26 protein-coding genes are annotated in these 25,832 nt (G+C 71.4%); 6 read left to right on the forward strand and 20 right to left on the reverse strand.

Annotated features, from left to right (window positions below):
- Position 1 precedes the first annotated feature (1 nt).
- The 13 genes from LK409_RS02910 to LK409_RS02970 form a co-directional block, all read right to left on the reverse strand.
- Positions 2–1,447, reverse strand: coding sequence for an amidase (locus LK409_RS02910; RefSeq protein WP_010927805.1), 1,446 nt, complete (start codon positions 1,445–1,447; stop codon positions 2–4).
- A 5-nt stretch (positions 1,448–1,452) separates the two neighbouring features.
- On the reverse strand, positions 1,453–2,739 hold the full coding sequence (locus tag LK409_RS02915; protein ID WP_010927806.1) for a TRAP transporter large permease: 1,287 nt from the start codon (positions 2,737–2,739) through the stop codon (positions 1,453–1,455).
- Positions 2,740–3,243 (reverse strand): TRAP transporter small permease, encoded by a 504-nt coding sequence (locus LK409_RS02920; protein ID WP_010927807.1) that lies wholly within the window; start codon positions 3,241–3,243, stop codon positions 2,740–2,742.
- A gap of 31 nt (positions 3,244–3,274) precedes the next feature.
- Complete coding sequence (locus tag LK409_RS02925; RefSeq protein WP_226376509.1) at positions 3,275–4,159, reverse strand: TRAP transporter substrate-binding protein; 885 nt, start codon at positions 4,157–4,159, stop codon at positions 3,275–3,277.
- 168 nt (positions 4,160–4,327) lie between these two features.
- Positions 4,328–4,948, reverse strand: coding sequence for a 2-hydroxychromene-2-carboxylate isomerase (locus tag LK409_RS02930; RefSeq protein WP_010927809.1), 621 nt, complete (start codon positions 4,946–4,948; stop codon positions 4,328–4,330).
- Positions 4,949–4,998: 50 nt separating this feature from the next.
- A complete protein-coding gene (locus tag LK409_RS02935; RefSeq protein ID WP_010927810.1) occupies positions 4,999–5,418 on the reverse strand; it encodes a nuclear transport factor 2 family protein in 420 nt (139 codons plus the stop codon).
- A gap of 232 nt (positions 5,419–5,650) precedes the next feature.
- The gene (locus LK409_RS02940; RefSeq protein WP_003809125.1) at positions 5,651–6,178 is read right to left on the reverse strand and encodes a hemerythrin domain-containing protein; all 528 of its coding nucleotides are present in this window, start codon (positions 6,176–6,178) and stop codon (positions 5,651–5,653) included.
- Between the two features lie 37 nt (positions 6,179–6,215).
- Positions 6,216–6,506, reverse strand: coding sequence for an Ada metal-binding domain-containing protein (locus tag LK409_RS02945; RefSeq protein ID WP_010927811.1), 291 nt, complete (start codon positions 6,504–6,506; stop codon positions 6,216–6,218).
- The gene (locus tag LK409_RS02950) at positions 6,503–7,138 is read right to left on the reverse strand and encodes a 2OG-Fe(II) oxygenase (RefSeq protein WP_010927812.1); all 636 of its coding nucleotides are present in this window, start codon (positions 7,136–7,138) and stop codon (positions 6,503–6,505) included. The genes LK409_RS02945 and LK409_RS02950 overlap by 4 nt, the downstream gene beginning before the upstream one ends.
- Positions 7,135–8,211: a bifunctional DNA-binding transcriptional regulator/O6-methylguanine-DNA methyltransferase Ada gene (ada, locus tag LK409_RS02955; RefSeq protein ID WP_003809128.1), complete on the reverse strand. Its 1,077-nt coding sequence runs from the start codon at positions 8,209–8,211 to the stop codon at positions 7,135–7,137. Before ada ends, LK409_RS02950 begins: the two co-directional genes overlap by 4 nt.
- A gap of 58 nt (positions 8,212–8,269) precedes the next feature.
- Entirely contained in the window at positions 8,270–8,929 is a 660-nt protein-coding gene (locus tag LK409_RS02960; RefSeq protein ID WP_010927813.1) for a DNA-3-methyladenine glycosylase family protein, read from the reverse strand.
- A 56-nt stretch (positions 8,930–8,985) separates the two neighbouring features.
- Entirely contained in the window at positions 8,986–9,489 is a 504-nt protein-coding gene (locus tag LK409_RS02965) for a VOC family protein (protein ID WP_010927814.1), read from the reverse strand.
- Between the two features lie 167 nt (positions 9,490–9,656).
- Positions 9,657–10,805 carry a metallophosphoesterase gene (locus LK409_RS02970; protein WP_010927815.1) on the reverse strand — a complete coding sequence of 383 codons (1,149 nt, stop codon included), beginning with the start codon at positions 10,803–10,805 and terminating at the stop codon, positions 9,657–9,659.
- A gap of 289 nt (positions 10,806–11,094) precedes the next feature.
- On the opposite strand from LK409_RS02970, the gene LK409_RS02975 reads away from it, so the two are divergent.
- From LK409_RS02975 to LK409_RS02995, 5 genes are all read left to right on the forward strand, one after another.
- Positions 11,095–12,483, forward strand: coding sequence for a cytochrome ubiquinol oxidase subunit I (locus tag LK409_RS02975; protein ID WP_010927816.1), 1,389 nt, complete (start codon positions 11,095–11,097; stop codon positions 12,481–12,483).
- Position 12,484: 1 nt separating this feature from the next.
- Positions 12,485–13,492 (forward strand): cytochrome d ubiquinol oxidase subunit II, encoded by a 1,008-nt coding sequence (cydB, locus tag LK409_RS02980; RefSeq protein WP_010927817.1) that lies wholly within the window; start codon positions 12,485–12,487, stop codon positions 13,490–13,492.
- Positions 13,493–13,502: 10 nt separating this feature from the next.
- Entirely contained in the window at positions 13,503–13,649 is a 147-nt protein-coding gene (locus LK409_RS02985) for a DUF2474 family protein (protein WP_003819653.1), read from the forward strand.
- Between the two features lie 16 nt (positions 13,650–13,665).
- Positions 13,666–15,087, forward strand: coding sequence for an aminotransferase-like domain-containing protein (locus tag LK409_RS02990; RefSeq protein ID WP_003819654.1), 1,422 nt, complete (start codon positions 13,666–13,668; stop codon positions 15,085–15,087).
- Between the two features lie 151 nt (positions 15,088–15,238).
- Positions 15,239–15,571, forward strand: coding sequence for a hypothetical protein (locus tag LK409_RS02995; RefSeq protein ID WP_003809136.1), 333 nt, complete (start codon positions 15,239–15,241; stop codon positions 15,569–15,571).
- A 10-nt stretch (positions 15,572–15,581) separates the two neighbouring features.
- Here the strand turns inward: LK409_RS02995 and LK409_RS03000 are convergent, their stop codons facing one another.
- Genes LK409_RS03000 through dsrO form a run of 3 tightly spaced genes read right to left on the reverse strand, consistent with a single transcriptional unit; the run spans position 15,582 to position 20,558 of the window.
- A complete protein-coding gene (locus LK409_RS03000; protein ID WP_010927818.1) occupies positions 15,582–18,743 on the reverse strand; it encodes a tetrathionate reductase subunit A in 3,162 nt (1,053 codons plus the stop codon).
- A gap of 26 nt (positions 18,744–18,769) precedes the next feature.
- Positions 18,770–19,771 carry an NrfD/PsrC family molybdoenzyme membrane anchor subunit gene (gene nrfD, locus LK409_RS03005; RefSeq protein WP_010927819.1) on the reverse strand — a complete coding sequence of 334 codons (1,002 nt, stop codon included), beginning with the start codon at positions 19,769–19,771 and terminating at the stop codon, positions 18,770–18,772.
- Positions 19,772–19,784: 13 nt separating this feature from the next.
- Positions 19,785–20,558: a sulfate reduction electron transfer complex DsrMKJOP subunit DsrO gene (gene dsrO / locus LK409_RS03010; RefSeq protein ID WP_010927820.1), complete on the reverse strand. Its 774-nt coding sequence runs from the start codon at positions 20,556–20,558 to the stop codon at positions 19,785–19,787.
- A gap of 315 nt (positions 20,559–20,873) precedes the next feature.
- On the opposite strand from dsrO, the gene LK409_RS03015 reads away from it, so the two are divergent.
- Positions 20,874–21,227: an EF-hand domain-containing protein gene (locus LK409_RS03015; RefSeq protein WP_003809146.1), complete on the forward strand. Its 354-nt coding sequence runs from the start codon at positions 20,874–20,876 to the stop codon at positions 21,225–21,227.
- 22 nt (positions 21,228–21,249) lie between these two features.
- Here LK409_RS03015 and LK409_RS03020 read toward each other — a convergent pair whose 3' ends face one another.
- From LK409_RS03020 to LK409_RS03035, 4 genes are all read right to left on the reverse strand, one after another.
- Positions 21,250–22,176: an alpha/beta fold hydrolase gene (locus LK409_RS03020; protein ID WP_010927821.1), complete on the reverse strand. Its 927-nt coding sequence runs from the start codon at positions 22,174–22,176 to the stop codon at positions 21,250–21,252.
- Between the two features lie 296 nt (positions 22,177–22,472).
- Positions 22,473–24,824 carry an endopeptidase La gene (lon, locus tag LK409_RS03025; protein WP_003819660.1) on the reverse strand — a complete coding sequence of 784 codons (2,352 nt, stop codon included), beginning with the start codon at positions 24,822–24,824 and terminating at the stop codon, positions 22,473–22,475.
- Positions 24,821–25,228 (reverse strand): Hsp20/alpha crystallin family protein, encoded by a 408-nt coding sequence (locus tag LK409_RS03030; RefSeq protein WP_003809153.1) that lies wholly within the window; start codon positions 25,226–25,228, stop codon positions 24,821–24,823. The genes lon and LK409_RS03030 overlap by 4 nt, the downstream gene beginning before the upstream one ends.
- 313 nt (positions 25,229–25,541) lie before the next feature.
- Positions 25,542–25,778, reverse strand: coding sequence for a hypothetical protein (locus LK409_RS03035; protein WP_010927822.1), 237 nt, complete (start codon positions 25,776–25,778; stop codon positions 25,542–25,544).
- Positions 25,779–25,832: the final 54 nt, after the last annotated feature.

Consider the following 25,832-nt stretch of genomic DNA (forward strand, 5'->3'; position numbering starts at 1 on the left):
TTCAGGCCCGCGCCCGCACTGCCTGCCGCGTCCCTTCCCGTAGCCCCGCCGGCACGCCGCCCGCCACGCCCAGGCAGGCCTCCACCAACGCCGCCACGCCCAGCAGCCATTCGTCCTGGTACAGCCCGGCCGCCAGTTGCAGGCCGACCGGCAGGCCGGCGGCGCTGAATCCGGCCGGCAGCGAGATGGCCGGGTGGCGGGTGAGGTTGAAGGGGTAGGTGTAGGGGTTCCAGTCCAGCCAGTCCTGCGAGGCGGCGTCCTCGGGGGCTTCGCGGCCGGCGGCAAAGGGCAGGATGGGGACGGTGGGGGTGAGCACGAGGTCGAATTGCGCGAGGTGGGCGGCCATGGTCTCGCCCAGTTTCTGGCGGCCGATCATCGCCCGGTAGTAGTCGGGCAGCGGCAGCTCGCGGCCGTGCGCGGCGGCGGCTTGCAGGCCGGGGTCGAGCAGGGCCTGGCGCTGCGGCGGTATCTGCGCCGCCAGCCACGCCGCGCCGGCCTGCCAGTGGGCGCGGATGAGGTTGTCGCAGCCGTCCAGGGGCAGGCGCGTGTCGATGAGCCGGGCGCCGTGGGCGGCCAGGCGCTCGGCGGCCTGGCCGATGACGGCGGCGACTTCGGGGTCGCAGGCGTCGCGGTCCAGGTGCAGGCCGATGCGCAGGCCTTGCAGGCTGGCGGGCGGCGCGCGTTCGTGGCGCGGGGCGGGCACGGCGTGCCAGTCGCGCGGGTCGGGCTGGCCGATGATGCGCTGCAGGCAGGCCAGGTCGGCGACGTTGCGGGCCATGGGGCCGACGTTGGACAGGGTCAGCATGGGGCCGGCGGGCCAGGCGGGAACGCGGCCGAAGGTGGCTTTCATGCCGGCGATGCCGCAGAAGCTGGCGGGGATGCGGGTGGAGCCGCCGCCGTCGGTGCCGACCTGCAGCGTGCCCATGCCGGCGGCCGCGGCGCAGGCGGCGCCGCCGCTGCTGCCGCCGCTGGTCAGGCGGGTGTCCCAGACGTTGCGGGTGGCGCCGGTGAGCAGGTTGTCGGCCGTGCCTTTCCAGCCGAACTCGGAGGTGGTGGTCTTGCCGACGAACACGCCGCCGGCTTCGCGCAGGCACGCGGCGGCCGGAGCGTCCTCGGTGGCGGGCTGCGCGACGCAGGCGGCGCGCGAGCCGTAGCCGGTGGGCGCGCCGCGCGCCAGCAGGATGTCCTTGATGCCGTAGGTGACGCCGTCGGCCGGGCCGAGCGGGGCGTCGCGCATCCAGCGCGCTTCGGAGGCGGCGGCCTGTTGCAGGGTGAGCGTGCGGTCGAGGTGGCAGTAGGCGTTGACGACGGGGTTCCAGCGGTCGACCATGTCCAGCACGGCGCGCGCGTGGTCCAGCGGCGAGACGGCGCGGGCGCGGTAGAGCCGCGCCAGCTCGGCGGCGCTGGCGTAGGCGAGGTCGTGCGGGGTGGGGCAGGCGAGGTCCATGGGGTTCAGTTCTCCATCAGCCTGACCAGCGCGAGCGACAGGCCGGGCACGTAGGCCAGGATGAAAAGCACGGCGATGGCGGCCAGCACGAAGGGCAGGACGCCGCGCACCACGACTTCGTAGGGCTGCCGCGATACGGATACGGTGGTGAAGAGGTTCAGGCCGAAGGGCGGCGTGAAGAAGCCCACCACCAGGTTGACGCAGAACACCACGCCGAGGTGGATGGGGTCCACGCCCAGCATGAGGCCGATGGGCACGAGGATGGGGGCGAGGATGATGATGCTCGCGCCCGCGTCCATGATGCAGCCGACCAGCAGCAGGAAGACGGTGAGCAGCGCCAGGTAGAGGAACTGGCTGTCGAGGACGGGCGCCAGCTCGGTGGCCAGCAGGGAGGGGATGCGCGCCGAGGCGAGGATCCAGCCGAAGATGCCGGCGCCGCCCAGGATGAAGCCGACCATGGATGAGGTCTCGACCGATCCGACCATGACGCGCCACAGGTTGCGCGGCGTGAACTGCCGGTAGCACAGGCCGAGCGCCAGACTGAGCGCCACGCCGACGGCGGCGGCTTCGGTCGGCGTGAACACGCCGCCGTAGATGCCGCCCAGGATGACCACGGGCATGAGCAGCGGCGGCACGGCGCGCCACACGATCCGGATTGCCTGCCCGGCCGTGCAGGCGCGCGCCGGCTGGCGCGGGACGCGCAGCCGGCGCGCCAGCAGGAAGTTGGTGGCCATGAAGGCCAGCGCCATCAGCAGGCCCGGAACGATGTTGGCCACGAACAGCTTGGGGATGGAGACGTTGACGGTGGCGCCGTAGAGGATGAGCGCGATGCTGGGTGGGATGATGTTGCCCAGCGCGCCGGCCGAGGCGGTGACGCCGGTGGCCAGCTGCGGCGGGTATTTCTGCGCGATCATGGCCGGCATCATGATGGCGCCGATGGCCGCCACGGTGGCCGGGGCCGAGCCGGTCAGCGCGCCGAACATCGCGCAGGCGAGGATGGTGACGTAGCCCAGCGCGCCATGCACCCGGCCCACCAGCATGTCGATGAGGTCGATCAGGCGCCGCGAAAGTCCGGCTTTCTCCATGAGGTTGCCCATCAGGATGAACAGCGGGATGGCCAGCAGCGGGAACGAATCCAGGCCGGTCATGACCCGCTGCGGCACCACGATGAGCGGGCGCAGGCCGGTGGCCAGCAGGAAGATCGCGCCGCACAGCAGCAGCGAGAAGGCGATGGGGATGCCGGCCAGGAACAGCGCGAACATCAGCGAGAACAGCAACAGGGCGTCTTGCATTCATATCTCCGCGTCGGGGGCGGCGCTGCGGTCCCGCGCCAGGGCGGCGAGGCTTTGCACGGCGATGAACAGGCCGCCCGCCGGCAGCGCCGCGTAGACGTAGCCCATCGAGATGCGCATGGCGGGGCTGAGCTGGTTGTGGACGATGGCGATGATGTCGATGCCCTGGACGACCAGGATGGCCGCGGCCGCCAGGATGGCGCCGTTGACGAAGGCGGCGTGCGCGCGGCGGGCGCGGCCTTCGAAGCGGGCGACCAGGATGTCGATGACGGCGTGGCCGTTCGCCCTGACCAGCACGGCGGCGCCGAGCATGGTCATCCAGATGGAGCTGTAGCGGGTCAGCTCTTCGATCCAGGGGGGCGAATAGCCCAGCAGGTAGCGGCCGACGACCTGGGCCGTCGCCGCGATGGCGATGATGGCCAGGAAGGCGGCGGCCAGCGCCTTGCACAGGACGTCGCAGCCCTGGCTCGTTCTGGCGAGCCCGGCGAGTAGTGCGCGTTTCATGTCGGGGAATCTCTCGATGGCGATGGCCGGCCTATTGCGCCAGCGCTTGCGCGCGGTTCACCAGCTCGGGGTCGATGGTGTTCCTGTAGCGTTCGTAGACGGGGGCGGCAGCCTGGCGGAACGCGGCCTTGTCGACGTCGGCATTGATGGCCACGCCGGCCTCGGCCAGCTTCTTCTCGGTGGCCGCCTCGGTGGCCAGCAGGAACTGGCGTTGCGCGGCGATGGCTTCGTCGGCGGCCTGCTGGAAGGCGGCCTGCTGCTCGGGCGCGAGGCTGGTCCAGATGCGCGCGGACACGACGATGGGGATGGCCACGTAGACGTGCTCGGTCTTGGACAGGTACTTGGCCGCCTCGTAGAAGCGGCTGGTGTAGTAGAGCGCGGTGGGGTTCTCGGCGCCGTCGATGGTGCGCTGCTGCAGGCCGGTGAACAGTTCGGGGTAGGCCATGGACGTGACGTTCACGCCCAGCGCCCGCCAGGTGTCCACGTAGATGGGGTTCTCGGGCATGCGCACTTTCATGTCCTTGAGATCGGCCAGCGTCCTGATGGGCTGCTTCGAGTTGTACAGGTTGCGAAACCCGCCGTGGCCCCAGCCCAGCACCTTGAGGCCGGTTTTCTCGAGGTCGGCCTCGATGCCGTCGGTGAAGGACGAGTCCAGCGCCTGGAAGGCGGTGGGGTAGTCCTTGAACAGGTAGGGTAGGTCGAAGATCATGGCCTTCTTCTCGAAGGCGCCCAGCGCGAAGCTGGCGATGACGCTCATGTCTATGCTGCCCAGCTGCATGCCCTCGGCGACGTCGCGTTCGCCGCCCAGCTGGGCGCCGCCCAGCACCTGCACCTTGACCGCGCCGTTGGTGTGCCGGGCCACGCGCTCGGCGAAGCCGGCGGCCAGGTGGTGGTACATGTCGTCTTCGTTCTCCACCGAAACGTGCGCCAGCTGCAGCGTGCGCGGCTGCGCCCCGCTGGCGGCCTGCGGGCGGTCGGTGCCGCCCTGCAGGCGGCAAGCAGCGTGGCGGCTGCGATGATGGCGAGCGTGGTTCTTGCGGTACGCAACATGGTTGTCTCCTCGTTTTATGAATAGGTGTGCGTGCTAGGCAGGTGCGCCGGCGTAGGCGCCGACGCGGCCGGCCAGCACGTCTTCCAGGAAGGGCAGCCGGTCCTGGCCCCAGAACAGATGGCCGTTGCACAGGTAGAAGGGCGAGCCGAACACGCCGTGGCCGATGGCCTCGCGGGTGTTGTCGGCCAGGCGCTGGCGGATGTGCTGCGCCTGCGCCAGTTGCAGGATCGCGTCGGCGTCCAGGCCCAGGCCGCGCGCGATCTCGTCCAGCGTGCGCGGGTCGGAGATGTCGCGCTCCTGCGTCCAGATGGCGCGCAGCACGGCGTTGGCGTAGTCGCCGGTGGCCATGCCCAGTTCCTGCGCCGCCAGGATGGCGCACGAGGCCGGGATGTCGTCGACCGGGTAGTGGCGCGGATGCAGGGTGATGGGGATGCCCAGGTGGTCGCGCCAGCGCTCCAGCTCGGTCACGCGGTAGGCCTGGCGCTGCGTCGAACGCTGCTGCAGCAGGATGCCGCCGGTCTGCGCGTAGACGGCGGACAGCTGCATGGGCTTGTGGCGGATCGTGGCGCCATGGCGGCGGGCCAGTCGTTCGAGGCGTTCGCCGCCGAAGTAGGCCCAGTCGGACACGACGGAAAAGTAGTAATCGATGTGCATGCTTGCTTCCTGGTTGCCGTGGCGGGCGCGGCGGGCCGCCGCGCCTTGCCTCAGTTGCGCGGGATCGCGGTGATGCCGAGCTGGCGCAGCTGGCCGGCCAGGTCGATGTAGATGGTTTCGCTTTCGATGCGCTCGTCGTCGAAGCCGAACACGTTGACCAGGCGCACGTTGAACGACTTGCCCGAGCCGGGCAGGCCGAGGTAGGCGCCGTGGTGGGTGCCGGTGTAGATGGCTTCCATGACGACGATGCCTTCCTGTTCCGTGTAGCGCACCGGGCGCACGTTGAAATCCGGGAAGGCCTGCCACAGTTCGGCGTAGCGCGCGGCGACCTGGTCCTTGCCGCGATAGACGCGGCCGGCGACTTCGTCGCGCACCGGGTTCTCGTCGGCCAGCGTGGCCAGCATCTCGTTCATGAGGTGGCGGTTCTCCACCTCGATGTGCTGCGCAATCAAATCCACTCTCCACGTCATCGAAGTCTCCTTGGGTAGATGAAACAGGACAGCCCGGCCGGCGCGGCCGGCGGCGGGGCGCGCGGCGCTGCCGGCGGCGCGCGCGCAAAAATGGGATCCCAAAATTTCTAGATCGGGATCCTATTTGGATGGGGCGTGTTTGTCAACGGCGCGCGCCGGATGAATTCGGGCGCAAGCAGGGCGCCGCGCGCGGCGGCGCGCGGTCGGTGCGGGGGAGGGAGGAGGCGGCGGCCTAGCTGCGCCGGTCGCGCATGGCCTGCGCCATGTCGGCCAGCGCGCCGTCGTCGAGCAGGCGCTCGGCCAGCGGCAGCAGTTCTTCGTCTTCGCGGCGCAGGTGGGCGCGGTAGGCGGCGATGAAGTCTTCGGCCTGGCCGGGCGCGAAGGCGGCGCCCTGGCCGTCGGCGACTTGCTGCAGCACCTCGCGCACGCGGCGCCAGGCGCTGCCCAGGGCGCGGTGTTCGTCGGTCAGCGAGCCGACCAGCTGGCGCAGGCAGACGGCGTCGGAGCCGGCCATGGATTCGATGAGGGCGGGAAACAGATCCTGTTCCTCGTCCTCGTGGTGCTTGACGGCGGCGCTGTCGAAGTAGCGCATGACGCTGGCGGCGGCGGTGCGCGCCGCGTCGTCGCTGCCTTGCGCGCGCAGGTGGGCGGCCAGGCGTTCGAGCGTGGCGCACTGCCGTTCGATGCGGCCGTGACAGGCGGCCAGCAATTGCAGGGGCTGGTCGAAATCGGGGGCGGGCGCGGGAAAGGCGGAGGACATGGCGGCGGTTCCGGATGGCAGGAGCGTCCTGCCTGTTTTACTCCATGGCGGCGCGCTTGTGGGCGCGGGCGGTTTTCCAGGCGGCGTAGGCCTGCGGCATGCAGACCGCGCAGGGACGGTAGCCGGCGGCGACGGCGCTGGCTTCGTCCAGGAAGAAGACACGCTGGGCGGCATAGCCGCCTCGCGCCAGCGCGCGCGCGGCGGCGCGGCAATCCAGGCGGCCGTAGAGGCGGCCGCGGCGGTGGCCGCCCAGCGTGCCGGGTTCGGCGCTGAGCAAGGGCTGCCCGTCGGCGCCGATCAGGCGCCAGCGGCGCGCGGACGGGCTCATGGCAGCAGCGCCAGGCCGACGCGCCGGCCGGCCCGCACCGGGCTGATGGCCTGCCGCAGGCTGGCGCGATAGAAGCCGTGCGCGCCGCGGCAGGGCCGGTGGGCGGTGGGGATGAGCGCGGCATCGCCCTGTCGCAGGGGGATGACGATGGGGCGCGATTGCATGCGCGGGCGCTGCTCGGTGAGCACGAGTTCGCCGCCCGCGAAGTCGCGCTTCGGGTCCGACAGCAGGACGACGAGCTGCAGCGGGAAGACGTCGGGCGCGGGTTCGTGCTGCGTCAGCGGCCGCGCGTGGCCGGCCTCGACGAGGTCCAGGCGTATGTCGGGTGGAACGCCGGCCGGCGCCGAGGCCGGATAGCGCCAGCCGGTCTGCAGGGCTTGCGCCCAGGCGTTGGCCAGCGGCGCGAGCTGCGCATAAAGCGCGGCGCGCAGCGGCGCGAAGACGCCGGCCGCGCTGCCCGCGCCTTGCGGCGGCGCGCAGGCAAGCAGCGCGGCGATGGCCGGCGCGTCGAACAGCGCGGGCAGCAGGGCCCAGCCGTCGCGGTCCAGCCGCGCGTGCAGGGCGGCGCGGTCTAGGGCGGCGATGGCCGCGGCGCCGGCTTGCAGGATACCGGGCGTCAGGACGGGCGTCATGGGGTGGCCGCTTCGCGGCGCAGCAGTTCGCGCTTGCGGTCCACGCCCCAGCGGTAGCCGGACAGGTCGCCGTCGCGCCGCACCACGCGGTGGCACGGGATGGCCACCGCGATCCGGTTGGCTGCGCAGGCCTGCGCCACGGCGCGCACGGCCTTGGGCGCGCCGATGCGCTCGGCGATGTCGGTGTAGCTGACGGTGGCGCCCGGCGGCACTTCGCGCAACGCCTGCCAGACGCGTTCCTGGAAGGCGGTGCCGCGGACGTCCAGCGGCAGGTTCAGGCCCAGGGCGGGCGCTTCGACAAAGCCCACCACCTCGGCCACCAGGCGCTCGAAGCCGGCGTCGCCGCCGATCAGCGTGGCGCGCGGGAACAGGTCCTGCAACTGGCGCACCAGGTAGTCGGGGTCGTCGTCGAGCAGGATGGCGCAGATGCCGAGCTGGCTTTGCGCCACCAGGATGGCGCCCAGCGCGCACTGGGCGACGGCGAAGCGGATGCGGGCGTTGGCGCCGCCGGCGCGGTAGGCGCGCGGCGCCATGCCCAGCAGCTGCTGCGAGGCCTCGTAGAAGCGGCTGTTGGAATTGAAGCCGGCGTCGTAGATGGCCGCCGTGACGCTGGCCGACTCGCCCAGCTCGGCGCGCAGGCGGCGCGCGCGCTGGGCGCTGGCATAGGCCTTGGGCGTGAGGCCGGTTTCGGCCTTGAACAGGCGGTGCAGGTGGAACGGGCTCAGGCCCACGTGGGCGGCCAGCGCCTCCAGCGTGGGCGGGGTGTCGGCTTGCTCGATATGGCGGCAGGCGGCGGCCACCAGCGCGCTGTGCTGGCGCGCGGTGACGGTGCGGTCGGCCGCGTTGTGGCGGCTGGGCCGGTAGCCGGCGGCGCGCGCCGCCTCGGCGTTGTCGAAGAACTCCACGTTCTCGCGGCGCGGCAGGCGCGCCGCGCTGCTGGGCCGGCCGTACACGCCGGTGGTGCGCACGGCATAGACGAAGTGGCTGTCGGCCGCCGGGTCGCGCGCCTGGACGGCGGCCCAGCGCGCTTCGGGCGTGGCGTAGGCTGGAGCGGGGCGGACGGGGAGGTTCATGGCGGGGTCCGGGCAGTGGCGTATGGCTGCAATGTAGGGCGCGATTGCGCCGCAAGCACTACGTTTCTTGCGCGCGAATCCGCGCCTCGGGCGGCACGCGCCACAGATACCAGGCCGCCAGCGTGCGGTACGGCCCCCAGGCCTGGCCGATGTTGCGCATCTGGCGCGCGGTGGGCGTGGCGGCGGCGCCCTTGAGGCGCCGGTAGCCGTCGCGCACGCCGAAGTCGTCGGCCGGCAGGATGTCGGCGCGCGCCAGCGTGTAGATCAGCAGCATTTCCACGGTCCAGCGGCCCACGCCGCGCAGCGTGGTCAGGCGCTCGACCAGCGCCTGGTCGCTCATGCGCCGCGCGGCGCGCCGGTCCGGCACCACGCCGTCGCGCGCGGCCTGGGCGATGCCCAGGATGGTCTGGGTCTTGGCCGCCGAAAAGCCGCAGGCGCGCAAGGCGGCCGGGTCGGCGGCCAGCAATTGGCCGGGAGCGGGAAAGGCGCCGCCGGGAAACAGCGCCAGCAGGCGTCCCACGATGGCGTCGCCGGCGCGCGCGTGCAACTGCTGGTAGGCGATGGCGCGCACCAGCGCTTCATAGGGTTCGCGCGCCGGCAAGGGGCGGTGCAGGCAGGGGCCGGTGGCGGCGACGTGCCCGCGCCAGTCGGCGTCCAGGCCGGCGAGAAAGCGCTCGGCGTGGGCGTAGGCGGCAGGGCTGAGGGTGGCGGCGGTCATGGTCGGCGTGGGCGCGGCAGTGGGGCCATGACACTAGGATAGCGCGCGCCGGCGCGCTACTCGCGCGCCTTGCCGGCCTGCTCGGCGACGTCCGGGCAGGGCGGCGCGTTCCGGGCGGCCTCGGCGATCTGCTCGGGCGTGAGGTCCTGCTTGTGCGTGGCGATGGACCACAGGTGGCCGAACGGGTCGCGCACCTGGCCATAGCGGTCGCCCCAGAACATGTCGGTGACCGGCATCACGGACGTGGCGCCGGCCGCCACCGCCTGCGCGTGGGCGGCGTCCACGTCTTCGACGTACAGGTGCAGCACGACCGGCGTGCCGTTCAGCGCCTTGGGATCGGGGGGGTCCCACTCGGGGAAGGCGTCCATCAGCATCAGGGTCGAATCGCCGATGCGTACGGCGCCGTGCATCAGCCGGCCGTCGGGGCCGGCCAGGCGCGCCATTTCGACCGCGCCGAATGCCTTGATGTAGAAATCGATGGCGCGCGCGGCGCCGGCGCAGATGATGTGCGGCGTGAGGGTGTGCATGCCCTCGGGGATGGGTTTGACAGCGGTGGCCATGGGGTGTCTCCGGCAGGAAGGGGAGGCGCCGGCGGCGCCGGCCTGGAGCAGGCGCGGCGGGGCGGGCGGTGGGTGCAGCTCCCACTGTGCAGCAAAAAAGGCGCGTGCGCGACGGGCAATCGCGACAATGTGCCGGGGTGTTTGCGACAGGCGCGGCCGGGGCCGGATCAGGCGCGGACCAGGCGCACCCGGGTGATCTCGGAGGGGGCGCCCAGGCGCTTGGGCGGGCCCCAGTAGCCGGTGCCGCGGCTGGTATAGACCCACATCGGGCCGTAGCGGTGCAGCCCGGCCGTGAAGGGCTGCTGCAGGCGCACGAACCAGTTCCAGGGCAGGAACTGGCCGCCGTGGGTATGGCCGGACAGCTGCAGCGTGTAGCCCAGCGGCGCGGCCGCGGCGGCGCTGCGCGGCTGGTGGGCCAGCAGCAGGCGCACGGCGGCCTTGGCCGGCGCGCCGGCCAGGGCCTGCGCGGGGTTGCTGCGCTGGCTGGCGTCGAACGCCGCGGCGCCGTAGTCGGTGACGCCGGCCACCACCAGCGCGGCGTCGCCGCGCCGCACGACGCGGTGTTCGTTCTGCAGCACGCACAGGCCCAGGCGGCGGAATTCCTGCACCCAGGCCGCCGCGCCCGAATAGTATTCGTGGTTGCCGGTCACCAGGTAGACGCCGTCGGGCGCGCGCAGCGCGGCCAGCGGCTGGGTGTGCGGCGCCAGGTGCGCCACCGGGCCGTCGACCACGTCGCCGGTGACGGCGACGAGGTCCGGTCCGGCCGCGTTGACGGCGTCGACGACGGCCTGCAGGTAGCGCCGCTTAATGGTGGGGCCGACGTGCAGGTCGCTGATCTGCACGATGGTGTAGCCCTGCAGCGCGGCGGGCAGCGCGTCGATGGGCACGTCCACCGTCACCACGCGGGCGCGCCGCCGCGCGTTGGCCAGCCCGAGCAGCGTCGCGGCCAGCGCCAGCAGCGGCACGGCCGGCGCCGAGGCGGCGCGCAGCGCATCCATGGGCACGGGCAGCGCGGCCAGCCAGGCCAGCAGCAGCGCCGCGTCGCGCAGCACGGTCAGCACGAACAGCGACGAGAAATACCCCATCGCCACCAGGCCCACGGCGGCCAGCCGGTCGCCCCAGGGCTGGCGCCCCGAGGCGTGGCTGGCCATGCCCAGCGGGATCAGCACGCAGCTGGCGCACAGAGCCAGGATGGCGGCGGCGACGCCGGCGGCCGGCAGGCCGGCGTCGGGAATCAGGCGCGCGCCCACGTACACGTGCGCCAGGGCGCCCAGCGTCAGGAAGCGGATGAAAAAGGCGGAGCGGCGCAGCGACATGGCGGGCAGGGAGGGCGGCGATGCCTTGCATCTTAGCGTGCGGCGGCTGGGGTGCCTGTCCCCGCGGGGACAGGCACCCGGATGCCACGCCGCGCCGCATGGTGCCTGTCCCTGCAGGGACAGGCACCATGCCATCGTGTCACTGCGCGGAAACGCCAACAACTGATACGTTTTTTTTATCGTTAATTGAATCTGTACTGATTTCGACATGCTGCGTAGCATCAAAACCGTGCTCCGGGACCTTCCCGGAGACCGTTTTTGACAGGCACGATGCCCGCGGGAGCCACACATGATGAGTAGCGAAGCCCTACTCCTGGCCCGGATTCAGTTCGGATTCACGATTTCCTTTCACATCATCTTTCCGGCCATCACCATCGGCCTGGCGAGCTATCTCGCCGTGCTCGAAGGATGCTGGCTGCGCACGCGCGATACGGTGTATCGCGATCTGTACCATTTCTGGAGCAAGGTGTTCGCCGTCAACTTCGGCATGGGCGTGGTGTCGGGCCTGGTGATGGCCTACCAGTTCGGCACCAACTGGAGCGCCTTCTCCGAGTTCGCCGGCAGCATCACGGGGCCCCTGCTGGCCTACGAGGTGCTGACCGCGTTCTTCCTGGAGGCGGGCTTCCTGGGCGTGATGCGGTTCGGCTGGTCGCGCGTGGGGCCGCGGCTGCATTTCTTCTCGACCATCATGGTGGCGCTGGGTGCGCTGGTCTCGGCCACCTGGATCCTGGCTTCCAACAGCTGGATGCAGACGCCGGCCGGCTACGAGATCGTCGATGGGCGGGTGGTGCCGGTGGACTGGCTGGCGGTGATCTTCAATCCGTCCTTTCCGTATCGCCTGGCGCACATGGGCATCGCCGCCTTCCTGGCCACCGCGCTGCTGGTGGCCGCTTCCGGCGCCTGGCACCTGCTGCGCGGCCACCGCACGCCGGCGGTGTGCAGGATGTTCGCCATGGCGCTGGGCATGCTGGCCATCGCCGCGCCGCTGCAGGCCGTGGTGGGCGACATGCACGGCATCAATACGCTCAAGCACCAGCCGGCCAAGATCGCCGCCATCGAGGGGCATTGGGAAAACGTGCCGGGCGAGGGCGTGCCGCTGCACCTGTTCGGCGTGCCGGACATGCAGGCCGAGACCACGCGCTACGCGCTGAGCGTGCCGCGCCTGGGCAGCCTGATCCTGACCCACAGCCTGGACGGCCAGTTTCCCGGCCTGAAGTCGTATCCGCCGGCCGACCGTCCCAACGCGACCGTGGTGTTCTGGAGTTTCCGCGTGATGGTGGGGCTGGGCCTGCTGGCGATCGCGCTGGCCGCGTGGGCCGGCTGGGCGCGGCTGCGCGGCCGGCTGTACGACTCGCGCGCGCTGCAGCGCTTCGCGCTGGCGATGGGACCGTCGGGGCTGGTCGCGATCCTGGCGGGCTGGTACACGACCGAGATCGGCCGCCAGCCATGGATCGTGCAGGGGCTGATGCGCACGGCCGAGGCGGCGACCCCGCACGGCGTGCCGGCGCTGACGCTGACCCTGCTGCTGTTCGTGTTCGTCTATCTGATCGTGTTCGGCGCCGGCATCGTCTACGTGCTGCGCCTGATCGCGCGCGGCCCGTCGGGCAGCGCGCCGGCCGGCGGCGAGCCGGGGCTGGTCCAGCGTCCGCTGGCCGCGGCGCAGCAGGGAGGGCTGTGAAATGGGTGTCGATCTTTCGCTGATCTGGGCCATCATCATTCTGTTCGGCGTGATGATGTATGTGGTGATGGACGGGTTCGACCTGGGCATCGGCGTGCTGTTTCCCCTGCTGCCCGGCAAGTCGGACCGCGACGTCATGATGAACACGGTGGCGCCGGTCTGGGACGGCAACGAGACCTGGCTGGTGCTGGGCGGCGCGGGCCTGCTGGCGGCCTTTCCGCGGGCGTATGCCGTGGTGCTCGGCGCCCTGTACCTGCCGCTGGTGTTCATGCTGCTGGGCCTGGTGTTTCGCGGCGTGGCGTTCGAGTTCCGCTTCAAGGCCGACGAACATCATCGTCCGTTCTGGGACCGCGCCTTCATCGGCGGCTCGGTGGCCGCGGCCTTCTTCCAGGGCGCCACGCTCGGCGCGTACCTGCAGGGTATCGAGCTGGTCGGCGGCGCGTACCAGGGCGGCCCGTGGGGCTGGGTCACGCCGTTCTCGCTCTTTTGCGGCGCGGGCCTGGTGGTGGCGTACGCCTTGCTGGGCTGCACCTGGCTCATCATGAAGACCGAGGGCGCGCTGCAGCGGCGCATGATCGTGGTGGCGCGCCCGCTGAGCGGCGCGCTGCTGGCGGTGATCGCGGTCATCAGCGTCTGGACGCCGCTGATCGAGCCGGCCATAGCCCGGCGCTGGTTCAGCCTGCCCAATTTCTACGCGTTCGCGCCGGTGCCCGTGCTGGTGCTGGCGGCGGCCTGGGGGCTGTTGCGCGCCTTGCGCGGGCAGCCGGACATGGCGCCGTTCCTGCTGACGCTGGCGCTGGTGTTCCTGGGCTACAGCGGCCTGTGCATCAGCCTGTGGCCGCACGCGATTCCGCCCGGCGTCACCCTGTGGGAGGCGGCCGCGCCGCCGCAAAGCCAGGGCTTCGCGCTGGTGGGGGCGCTGTTCATCGTGCCCATCATCCTGACTTACACTGCCTGGTCGTACTACGTGTTCCGCGGCAAGGTACGCGCCGGCGACGGCTATCACTGAGGAGGCCGCCATGACGGAAGATACCCTGGACAGACCCGCGTCGACGCTGCGCCGCCTGGGCTGGCTGGCGCTGTTGTGGGCCGGCGGCGTGGCCGGCCTGGGGCTGGCGGCCGGCGGACTGAAACTGATCATGAAACTGGCCGGCTTGACGCCGTGACGACCGGGGCCGCGAATTGAAGCTGAAGCGCTATGAAGTGCTTGCCGACGAAATCACCGCATCGATCCAGGCCGGCACGCGCCGCGCCGGCGACCGCCTGCCGTCGGTGCGCCAGACCAGCGCCAGCCGCGGCCTGAGCGCCACCACGGTCTTCAAGGCCTATTACCTGCTGGAGGCGCGCGGCCTGATCCGCGCGCGCGACCGTTCGGGCTACTACGTGGTGGGCAAGCCCAAGGCGTTGCCGCCCGAACTGGAGGCCGGCGCGCCGGCCGAGTCGCGCCGCGTGGACGTGGATGTCAGCGACCGGGTGCTGCACGTGCTGCAGCTGACCATGCGGCGCGACGTGGTGCCGTTCGGCTCGGCGTTTCCGCATCCCTCGCTGTTTCCGCACGCGCGGCTGGCGCGCGCCATGGCTTCCAGCGTCGCGGCGCTGGACCCCTGGAGCTCGGTCGACGACCTGAGCGCGGGCAACACGCGGCTGCGCCGCGCCATCGCGCTGCGCTACCTGGCCGACGGCGTGCAGGTGCGCACCGAGGACATCGTGATCACCAACGGCGCGCTGGAGGCCCTGAACCTGTGCCTGGGCGCGGTGACGCGGCCGGGCGATTCGGTGCTCATCGAATCGCCCACGTTCTACTCGGCCCTGCAATCGCTGGAGCGGCTGGGCTTGCGCGCCATCGAGGTGCCGGCCCATCCGCGCGAGGGCATCGAGCTCGATGCGCTGGCGCGCGCCATCGATACGCACCGGCCGGCCGCCTGCTGGCTGATGACCAATTTCCAGAATCCGCTGGGCAGCCTGATGCCCGAGGACAAGAAGCGCGCCCTGGTCGAACTGCTGGCCGCGCGCGACGTGCCGCTGATCGAGGACGACGTCTACAGCGAGCTGTATTTCGGCGCGCAGCGGCCGCTGCCGGCCAAGGCCTATGACGAGAGCGGCATCGTGATGAGCTGTTCGTCGTTCTCCAAGAGCCTGGCGCCGGGCTGGCGCATCGGCTGGGTGCTGGGCGGGCGTTATGCCGACCGGATCCTGCGCGGCAAGCTGGCGCTGTCGCTGTCGACGTCGGCGCCGTCGCAGGCGGCGCTGGCCACCTACCTGGAGCACGGCGGCTACGACCGCCACCTGCGACAACTGCGCCAGACGCTGGAGCAGCAGCGCAACCAGGTCATGGAGGCGATCGCCCGGCATTTCCCGCCGGGCACGCGCACCACCCACCCCGACGGCGGGTACTTCCTGTGGGTGGCGCTGCCGCCGCAGGTCGATGCGCTGGCGGTGCACCGCGCCGCGCTGTCGCTGGGCGTGAGCACCGCGCCCGGGCCGATCTTCTCGGTGCAGGACCGCTTTCGCCATTGCCTGCGGCTGAACTACGGCCACCCCTTCGACGCGCGCGCGCAGGACGGCCTGGCCACGCTGGGCAAGCTGATCGCGCGGCAGTGCTGAAGGCCCGCGCCACACCTTGGTGCCTGTCCCAGCGGGGACAGGCACCCGGGCCGACATCTCGGTGCCTGTCCCCACGGGGACAGGCACCGCATAAGCATGAACGTCACGCCAGCAGGTATCATGCAAGCCTGTTTCGACGGAGTGTCATGACATGTATCGCGGCCACGAAGCGATCAAGCAATTCATGCAGGCCATCGGCCTGCCCTGGACGCCGGGCCAGGCCGAAAGCGCCGAGCTGCGCGCCAGCTACCGCATCGGCAGCGGGCGTCCGCTCAATATCGACCGCACGCGGGTCGAGTTCCATTGCGACGACGCGCGCGCCAAGGTGTGGGTGCCCGAGTTCGCCCGCACCAGCTTCCACCAATGGTTCGAGGTGGCCTACCAGGATTTCGAGTACGCGCCCGGCGCCTCGATGCTGAAGATCAAGGCCGCCGCGCGCGGCAACGCCGCGGCCTACAGCGTGGGCCTCAAGCCGCTGGCCTGAGGCCCGCCGCCTAGGCCTTCTCCAGCCGCGCCGGCAGGCCCTGCCGCACCGCGGCGCCGGATACCCAGTCGATCCACACGTTGTCGCGCAGCGCGCGGGTGGCGTCGCCAAAGCCCAGGTCATTGAGATTGACGCCGGCGGCCAGCGCCGGGTCGTGCGGCATGGGCCGGCCGTCGACCACATGGGCGCGCGCGCCCAGCTCGGTGTGGCCGTAGCCGTGCTCGATGGCGATGGCGCCGGGCTGCACGCCGTCGCGCACCAGCGCAAGCCCGGTGACCGCGCCGCCCGGCGTGACGATGCGCACCGCGTCGCCATTGCCGATGCCCAGGCGCGCGGCGTCGGCGCGGCTGATCGAGACCGGGTTGTGCGGGTGCACCTGGCGCAGCCGGCTCACGCCGATCGACATCGAGCTCATCAGGTTGGACTTGAACGAACTCAGCAGGAACGGCCAGTCGGCCTGCGGGTATTGCTCGCGCATGGCGCGGCCGTCGGCCAGCCGGGTCGGGTACCAGGTGGGGCAGCCGCTGTAGGGCTCGCCGGTCATCGCATGGCGCATGCGCGCCAGGTCTTCGCTCCAGACGTGCAGCGGCTTGCGGTAGGGCGGGTGGACGCGGCCGTCGCGCCAGACGTCCTCGGCCGCGTCGAAGCGCCCGCCGCGGCTCATCAGCAGGGCCACGCGGCGCCATTCGTCGTCCTGCAGCGTGCGCCGCAGCAGGTCGGCGTGGCGGTCCACGCCGGTCAGGGCCAGGTCGTCCTCGCTGGCCTCGGCCACCGGCGCGCCGCCGGCATAGGCCATGTTGGCCATGCCGCGCAGGAAGAAGTCGCTGGCCGTATCCAGCGCATGGCGCCGGCCGTCGCGGCCGGCGATCGCATCGGCGCCGAAGCCGGGCATGTCCAGGCGTTTGGCGCAGGCGATCAGGAACGACTCCAGGCATACCGGCTCGCCGTTGGCTGTGCGCGCCACGCGCGGCGCCACGGCCGGCCAGCGCACGGTCGAGGCCTTGGCCTGCACGTCGGCCCAGGGCGCCGACACGCCCCAGCTTTCGTAGGTGATGGTGTCGGGCACGATGTAGTCGGCCAGCGCGTTGGTTTCGTTGATGAAGGCATTGATCGACACGGACAGCGGCAGCAGGCCGGGGTCGCGCAGCTTGTCGGCGATCACGTTCTTCAGCCCCGCGATGGCGTAGACGGGGTTGCTCATGTGGTTGAGCCATACCTTGGCGCGGTAGGGGTAGCCGGCCAGCGCCGAGGCCAGCATTTCCGAGCTGAGCGCGCCGGTCGCCGGGTACCACGGCGACTGCGCCGGGTAGGGCGATTGGCCCGCCTCGGCCTTGCGGCGGTACTCGCTGCTTTTCTCGTAGGGGAAGCGGTTGCGCGACAGCGAGACGCCGCGCGGCGCGACGCGGCCGGCAAAGCCGGCGATGTCGTAGCGCGGGCCCTTGCCGTAGGGCGCGAACGGGCCGCCGTCGAGCACCAGCCCGCCGGCCACGTTGAGGTTGCCCACCAGGGTGTTGAGCATGGCGATGGCGTAGGCCGTGTAGAACCCGGCGCCGCTCATGGTGCCGCCATGCGCGTCGGCCACCGCCTGCTTGCCGTGGCTGGTGAAGCGTTCGGCCAGCCCGGCGATCCGCGCGGCGGGCACGCCGCTGTGCCGGGCGTATTCGTCCAGCGTCATGCGGCGCGCCTCGCGGCGCAGCAGCGCCAGCGCCGAGCTGGCGCGCACGCCGCCCAGGCCGGGCGCCACGCCTGCGGCGGACAGGTCGCGCTCGACGAACAGCGCGGCGGGGCCGGCATGGGTATGCGGGGCCAGCGTGCCGTCGGGCCGTTGCACCACGTAGACGTCCTCGGCCTGCGGGTCGGCGCCGGCGCGCGGCCAGCCCAGGTCGGCGCCGCGCAGACAGCTGCCGTGGCGGGCGTGTCCGGGGGCGTCGATGACCAGGTGGGTGGCGTTGGTCCAGGCCGCCTCGCCGGCCGCGTCCATGGCGGCCGGGCCGGGCTGCGACAGCATGGCGGCGTCGTAGCGGTCGTGCTCGAGTATCCAGCGGATCATGCCCATGACCAGCGCCAGGTCGCCGGCCGGGTTGACCGCCAGCCATTCGTTGCCGCTGCCGGCCGCCAGGCTGGCGCTGGCGGGCAGCACCGGCGAGACCACCACGTAATGAAAGCCCGCGCCGTCGTCGCGCACGCGCGCCTCGGCCAGCTGGCGGCCCTGGCGCTGGAACGGGTTGCCCGACTGCGCCGGCGCCGTGCCGATGAACAGGCCGAAGCGCGCGCGCATCCAGTCCGGCTTGCCATGCGGCATGCCCTTGAGGTCGCCGAACGCGGCGCCGGTGCCGACACGGAAGCTCTGGCCGCAGTACGAGCCGTGGTTGGACACGTTGACGGTGCCGAACGACTGCGCGGCGAAGCGCTGGATCAGCGGCGTGCGGCCTTCGTTGGCCGAGTCGGTGAACAGCAGCTGGTTCGAGCGCGGTCCGTATTCGGGGTTGTCGGGATCCAGCGGCGTGACCGGGTCGTAGATGGCGCGCAGGCCGTCCACATGGCCTTCGCCGAACAGATCGCCGCCTTCGCACACTTCTTCCACCAGCTGTTCGAACGAAATGGTGCGCCACTGGCCCGCGCCGCGCGGGCCGACCCGCTTGAGCGGCTGCAGCACGCGGTAGGGGCTGGTCAGCTGCTCCAGCATGGCCGAGCCGCGCGCGCACGAGGTGGCGCGGCCTTCCAGGCCGTTGTCGCCGCCGAGCCGGGCGTAGACCTCGCGCACCGGCGCGTGCATGGGCGCCGGCTGCGTGGTGGCCAGCGGGTGATAGGGGTTGCCCGCCACGCGCAGGATGCGGTTGGTTTCCGTGTCCACGCGCAGGCGCACGCCGCACTGGGTCCAGCAGCCCAGGCAGCTGGAGGGGCTGACGGTCTGGCCCGGCTGGGCCGACAGCGCGCCGGTGACCGGATCGATGCGGAATTCCGGGGTGAGCGAATTGCCGCGCAAGGCGTCGGCGGTGGGCGCGCCGGCGCTGCCCTGGGCCAGGCCCTTGACGGCGCGGGCCACGGTTTCGCCGTAGCCGGCCGCGAAGGCGGCCATGCCGCCGGCCACGGCGCCGCCGCGGGCGATCAGCTTGCGGCGGCGCGCGTCGGCCGGCGCGTCGGTGTCGGGGGTGGGGTGCTGCTTGGGCATGGAATGTCCGTATGAGGTATTCGGGTTCAGCGGGCCGGGGCGGCGGTGCGCGCGGGAAAGCGTTCCAGCGCCCAGGCAAGGGCGGCGACCAGCGCCACGCACAGGCCGAGCACGCCCGCCATGCCCAGCAATCCGTCGCTGCCCCAGGGCATGTCGTACAGGTAGAGGCCGGCGCCGTACTTGGGCACGCCCTGCACATTCATGAAGACGACCCAGCGGAAGATCCAGGCCGCCGCCAGCAGGGTCAGCGCCAGGGCCAGCGAGGCGGCCGGGCCGGCCAGCCGGGCGGGCCGCATCTGCAGCAGCGCCGCCATGCACAGGCCGGTGGCGATCGCGCCGGCCAGGCTGGCGCGCCAGGCCGGGAACTGCGCGAACAGGCGCAGCGCGGCGTCGAACGAGGGCTCGTGGCCCAGCAGGCCGAGCACGGCCCAGGCGCCCGCGCTCGCGGCCAGCGCCGCCAGCGCGGCCATGGCCAGGCCGCCCGGCAGCCAGCGGCCCAGCAGCAGCATGGCGCCCAGCGCGCCCAGCCAGCCGGTCAGCGCGAAATTGATGGGCAGGAATACCGTGTGCCACAGCGGGCGCGAGCGCAGCACCATGACCTCCGAGCCGGTATAGACCAGGATGGACAGCGCCGACAGCGCCAGGGGCACGGCCAGCGCTCGCATGGCGCGCCGCCAGCCCAGCCACCACGCCGCGCACAGGCCCAGCGCCAGCGTTGCGTACAGCGGCAGCAGCAGCGCGCCCAGCCACATCCACGACCAGGGCGTGGCCTGCGTGTAGAAATGCCAGAAGCGGCCGGGCTGGTGCAGGTCGGCCAGCAGCGACACCGGCGCGGCCACGGCGCTGACGGCCAGCACCGCGATGGCGGCCGGCAGCAGGCGCGCGCGCGCCGAGCCGGGCCGGCCGAAGGCGCAGGCCGCCGCCGTCAGCGCGGCGGCCGCGCTGATGCCGATCAGGAAGAAGTACTGCACGGCCCAGGGCAGCCAGGCCGCGTCGTAGACCGGAGTGATGAGTTCCGAGATGCGCATGGATGCCTCGCCTTCAGTGCCGGCCGGCCAGGCGCACGCCGGCCTGGCCATCGATCTGGTTGACGAACGCGTCGGGCAGGCCGATGTAATACACATGCGGATCGGTGCGCATGTCGGGCTTGAGCACCTTGACCTCGTCGCGGTGCTCGGCCAGCAGCCGCGAGACGGCGCTGGCGGGGTCGTTCAGGTCGCCGATGACGCGCGCCCCGCCCACGCAGCTCTCCACGCAGGCCGGCAGCAGGCCCGCCTCCAGGCGGTGCTCGCAGAACGTGCACTTGTCGGCGGTCTGGGTCTCGTGGTTGATGAAGCGGGCGTCGTAGGGGCAGGCCTGCACGCAGTAGCCGCAGCCCACGCAGCGTTCGTTGTCCACCAGCACGATGCCGTCCTCGCGCTGGAAGGTGGCCTGCACCGGGCACACCGGCACGCACGGCGGGTTGTCGCAGTGGTTGCACAGGCGCGGCAGCATCACCATCGAACAGGGGCCGCCATCGTCGGGCAGCACCTCGTACTGCAGCACGGTGGTGCGGAATTGCCCGATGGGCGGCAGGTTTTCCATCGAACAGCTGACCGTGCAGGCCTGGCAGCCGATGCATTGGCGTAGGTCGACCACCATGCCGTAGCGCTTGCCCGCGGCGCCGGGACGGCGCGGCGGCTGGGCGTTCATGCCGGCGCGCGCTTCGGGGGCGATGGGGATGACGGTGGCCGTGGCGGCCAGCCCCAGCAATTCCTTGAGAAAACCGCGTTTGCTGGGCGCGGGCGGCCGGTCGGAGGAGGGCGCGTTGTGCATAGTCCTGCAGCTTGTCTTTGGGCCGGTAGCCGCTGCCGCCCGGGCCTGGGTGCGCCGCCTGTCCCGTTCCCCGTGATTCGAGCCATAAACTTATCACTCGTAGTTATATAAAGCCTTGATATGGGTCAAGACAGTAGTAAAGCGGCGCGGTATTTATGAGGCGATGTAAAAAACGTGCCGCTTCATGTCCGCGCGGCGCGAGGCCGTCACTTTTTTCGGGGCGAGATGCTAAGGTGTCTGCCACCCTGGCGCGTGGGCGAGGCGTTGCGGCGCCTGCCTGCGGCCGGTCGGTCATCAACCCATAGCGAGGCAAGCATGAAGAAAACGATCATCGCGAGCGCGGCGTGCGCGGCGCTGCTGGCCACCTCGGGCGCGGTCCTGGCCCAATCGGGCGCGAGCCTGACGCCGGACCAGCTGCAGCACCTGGACACCGACAAGAGCGGCGGCGTCAGCCAGAAGGAGTACCAGGCCTTCATGGAAGCGTCGTTCGCCAAGCTGGACGCCAACGGCGACGGCAGCCTCACCCGCCAGGAACTGCCCCAGGAAGTCTCCGACGCGCAGTTCACCGCCATGGACGCCAACAAGGACGGGCGCGTCAGCCGCCAGGAGTTCCTGGGCCAGGTGATGCGCGACTTCGCCACCGCCAGCCGCGGCGGCGAACTGAAGTAGCGCGGCCCGCGCCCGCCGCCGCTCAGGGCGGCGGGAAGTTCGGCGTGGCGTGCACCCGCTGCAGGAACGCGCGCGTCAGCGCCACGATGGGCGCGAGATGGGTTTCCAGCGCCCAGTGGCCGGCCTGCAGCAGATGCAGTTCCGCGTCGGGCAGGTCGCGCAGATAGGCGCGCGCCGCGGCTTCGGGCATGTAGCCGTCGTGCACGCCCCAGACGATCAGCGTGGGCGGCTGGCGCTCGCGCAGGTAGGCCTGGTAGCGCGGGAACCAGGCCAGGTTGTCTTCCAGCCCCTCCATCAGCCCCACCATGATCTCGCGGCGGCGCGGTTCGCGCAGCAGCGCCCAGGCCAGCTTCCACATGTCCGGGGTGATGCATTCGGCCTGCTCCTCGGGCAGGTCGTTGAGAAATTCGTCGCGGAATCCTTCCTCGCTGACCGCCAGGCTCAGCTTGTAGCGGCCCTCCAGCGTGGGGTCGGCCCAATACGCCTGCAGCGGGGCGTAGCGCGGGCCCAGCTCGTCTTCGTAGATGTCGCCGTTCTGGATGATCAGGCCGCTGACCTTGTCCGGCTCGCGCATGGCCAGGCGCAGGCCGATCTGCGAACCGTAGTCGTGCAGGTAGAGGGCATAGCTGGGCAGCCCCAGCGCATGGGCGAACTGCTGCAGGAAGTCGGTGTAGTGCTCGAAGTCGCACGCAAAGCGCGCCGTGTCCGGCGTGTCGCTGTAGCCGAAGCCGGGAAAATCCGGCGCCAGCAGCCGCCATTGGTCGGCCAGCGCGGGCATGAAATCGCGGTACTGGAACGACGAACAGGGATAGCCATGCGGCAGCAGCACGACCGGCGCGTCCGCCGGGCCGGTTTCGCGATAGAAAATGCGCAGCTCGTCGAGGTCCAGGTAGCGATGCTTGACACGGGCGTCCGCGCTCGGGGAGGTGGTCTGGCTGGATTGGGTCATCGGCGGACTCCCACCGCGGCGGGCCGCGGCATGGTGGACACGCGCGCCGGTCGGCGCGCCCGGGCTTGCCTGCCTATGATAGAAATCCAGCCCGTAACAAGCGTCACAGGACTCGTCCAGATGCGTACAGTCGTATGCCCGCCCGGGGCGTCGCGACCAGGGCCGATACCTTTCGATACCGCCGTCCGCGCGGCGCGCGGTTGCAGCCGCTGGGCCTGTCCCCGCGGGTGAAGGGGTGCCTGTCCCCGCGGGGACAGGCACCCTGGCCGCAGGTGCCGCCTTCAGCCCGGGCGCTTCTAGCCTGTCGCCCGCGCCGCCGGCTCGTCCTCGGCCTGGGGTTCGTCGCCCAGCGCGCAGCGCAGCGCGTCCTCGACGCGGTCCAGCAGCACGAAGCGCAGCTTGCGGCGCGCCTCGGCCGGCACGTCGTCGAGGTCCTTCTCGTTGCGGCGCGGCAGCATCACGGTGGTGATGCCGGCGCGTAGCGCCGCCAGGGTCTTCTCCTTGATGCCGCCGATGGGCAGCACCAGCCCGCGCAGGCTGACCTCGCCGGTCATGGCCACGTTGGCGTCCACCGGCCGGCCCGACAGCAGCGAGGCCAGCGCCACGAACATCGCCACGCCGGCGCTGGGCCCGTCCTTGGGCGTGGCGCCGGCCGGCACGTGGATGTGGATATCGACCTTCTCCAGCGCGTCGCCGCTCCAGGTCTTGGCCAGCGTCAGCGCGGCCTGGGCCGACTCCTTCATGACGTCGCCCAGCTGCCCGGTCAGGATCAGGCGGCCGCTGCCGGGCACCTTGCTGGCCTCGATGAAGAGGATGTCCCCGCCGACCGGCGTCCACGCCAGGCCGGTGGCCACGCCCGGCAGGCTGGTGCGCAGCGCGACCTCGTTCTCGAAGCGGCGCGGGCCCAGGGTGGCGCCCAGGTCGGCGGTGTCGATGGAGACGTGCCCGGCCTTGCCTTCGGCCACCTGCATGGCGGCGTGGCGCAGCACCGAGCCGATCTCGCGCTCGAGATTGCGCACGCCGGCCTCGCGCGTGTAGTCGCCCACGATGGCCGCCAGCGCCGCGTCGGTGATGTCGGCCTGTTCGGGCCGCAGCCCGTTGGCCTCCAGCTGGCGCTTGATCAGGTAGCGGCGCGCGATCTGGATCTTCTCTTCCTCGGTGTAGCCGGGCAGGTCGATGATCTCCATGCGGTCGCGCAAGGGGCCGGGGACGGTGTCCAGCACGTTGGCCGTGCAGATGAACATCACGTGCGACAGGTCGTAGTCCACCGCGAGGTAGTTGTCGCGGAACTTGTGGTTCTGCTCGGGGTCGAGCACTTCCAGCAGCGCGCTGCCCGGGTCGCCATGAAAGCCGCCGGCGCCCAGCTTGTCGATTTCGTCGAGCATCAGCACCAGGTTGCCGGTGCCGGCGCGGCGCACGGCCTGGATGATGTTGCCCGGCAGCGCGCCCAGGTAGGTGCGGCGGTGGCCGCGGATCTCGGCTTCGTCATGCACGCCGCCCAGCGCCACGCGCTGGAAGGCGCGCCCGGTGGCGCGCGCGATCGACTGGCCCAGCGAGGTCTTGCCCACGCCCGGCGGGCCGACGAAGCACAGGATGGGGCTGCGGCCTTCCGGATTCAGCTTGCGCACCGCCAGGTATTCGAGGATGCGGCGCTTGATCTTGTCCAGCCCGAAGTGGTCTTCGTCCAGGACGCGGCGCGCCTCGGCCAGGTCGATGGCCTGCTGCGGCTCGTGCTTCCAGGGCAGTTCGGTCAGCCACTCCAGGTAGGTGCGCAGCATGGCGTACTCGCCGCTGCCGTCGCCCATGCGCTGCAGGCGGCTCAGTTCCTTGCGGGCGTGGTTGAGCACTTCCTCGGGCATGCCGGCCTGTTCGATGGTCTCTTTCAGCTGCGCGGCCTCGGCCGCGCCGTCGTCGGTCTCGCCCAGCTCCTTCTGGATCTGGCGCAGCTGTTCGCGCAGCACGGTCTCGCGCTGGCGTTCGTCGAACTGCGCGCGCGTGCGCTCGCCGATCTCCTTGGACAGGCGCAGCACTTCCAGGCGCGCGGCCAGCAGTTCGATGACCTTGTCCAGGCGGCGCGCCAGGTCGAAGGTCTCGAGGATGTCCTGCTTCTGCCCGGCCTTGATGTCGATCAGGTTGGTGACCATGTCGGCCAGCAGCGCGGGCGATTCGATGCCGCGCACCACGTCGGCCAGCTCGTCGGGCACGTTGGGCAGCAGCGCGATGGCGTCGATGGTCTGCTGCTTGAGCTGCAGGAAGCGCGCCTCGGTCTGGCTGTCGCTGGCCGCGGGCGTGTCGACCAGGGCCACCCGCGCCACCAGGAACGGCCAGCCTTCCAGGAATTCGAGCACGCGAAAGCGCGCCTGGCCCTGCACCAGCAGGTGGTGCGCGCCTTCCTGGCCGGTGATGTAGCGCGCCACCGGCCCTTCGGTGCCGACCCAGTACAGATCGTCCGGGCCGACGTCGTTCTTCTGCGGATCGCGCTGCAGCAGGAAGCCCAGCGGGCGTTCGTTCTTGACGGCCTCCTGGGCGGCGGCCACCGAGCTCTGGCGGTGTACGGTAACGGGCGAGAGCACGCCGGGAAACAGCACGGCGTCGCGCAACGGGATGATGATGCGTGCGTCTTCGGGCAGGGTGCGCGGGTCCGTCATGGGGCCTCCCTCAGTTTTTTCAGGGTCAGGGTCAGGCAGCCGTCGGCCAGCGTCGGGGCCTCGGGCTCCAGGGCATGCAGGGGCAGGCGGATGCGCCGCTGGAAGCGGCCATAGGGGATTTCCAGCCCGTGGATGCGGGCGTTGCGCAGCGCCGGCAAGGGGCGCACGCCGGAAATGCTGATGCCATCGGGATCGAAGCGCACCGCCACGTCGCCGGCGGCCACGCCGGGCAGCGCCACGTAGATCAGGACGGCGCTCTCGGTTTCGATCATGTCCACCGGGGGCTCCCAGCAGGGCGCCTGCGCCGGGCCGGTGCGCAGCAGTTGCCGGTGCAGGCGATCGGCCTGCTGCAGCAGGGACAGGGCATCGCCCCAGATCCAGGATGAAAAGTCGCGCGATCTCATGTACTCGCCCTCTGTTCCATACAGGGTAAGTGGCGACGCCACGCTGGCTTTTCAAGCTGGCAAGCCGAGCGCGGCGGCGCTCGCAGGTCCAATCCAGTGTAGACCCTTGCGCGCCGTTGCGCTTCGCGCTCAAGCGCACGGGGTGCCTGTCCCAGCGGGGACAGATACCGTCTTGGCCGTCCCGTTCATGGCGTAGAGCGGTGTGCCTGTCCCAGTGGGGACAGGCACACCTCGCCGCGGATGTCAGCGCCCGTCCGGGGACAGGCGCCACGCCCTGCCGCAGGTGTCAGCCTCAACCGGGACAGGCGCCGGCTCACCAGCGTGCCTGCACGATCTGGTAGGCGCCCAGCAGCGCCAGGCCCAGCGTCTGTTGCGCCGGCGCGTGGCCGGCGCCGGCGGCGCTTTGCAGCAGGGACAGCATGCGCGGATAGTCGCCGGCGGTCTGGGCTTCCAGCGCCAGGCCGTATTGCTGCGCGGGGCTGTCGGCCTGCGCGGCGAACACCGGCAGCGTGGCGAGCAGGGCGGCGGCGATGCGGGAAAGAGGATGCATGGCGGGGCTCCGAAGGCGCCGCGAGTGCGGCGGGAGCGTTCATTGTGCGGCGCC

The sequence above is a fragment of the Bordetella parapertussis genome, from assembly GCF_020735925.1.
Lineage (GTDB): Bacteria > Pseudomonadota > Gammaproteobacteria > Burkholderiales > Burkholderiaceae_B > Bordetella > Bordetella pertussis.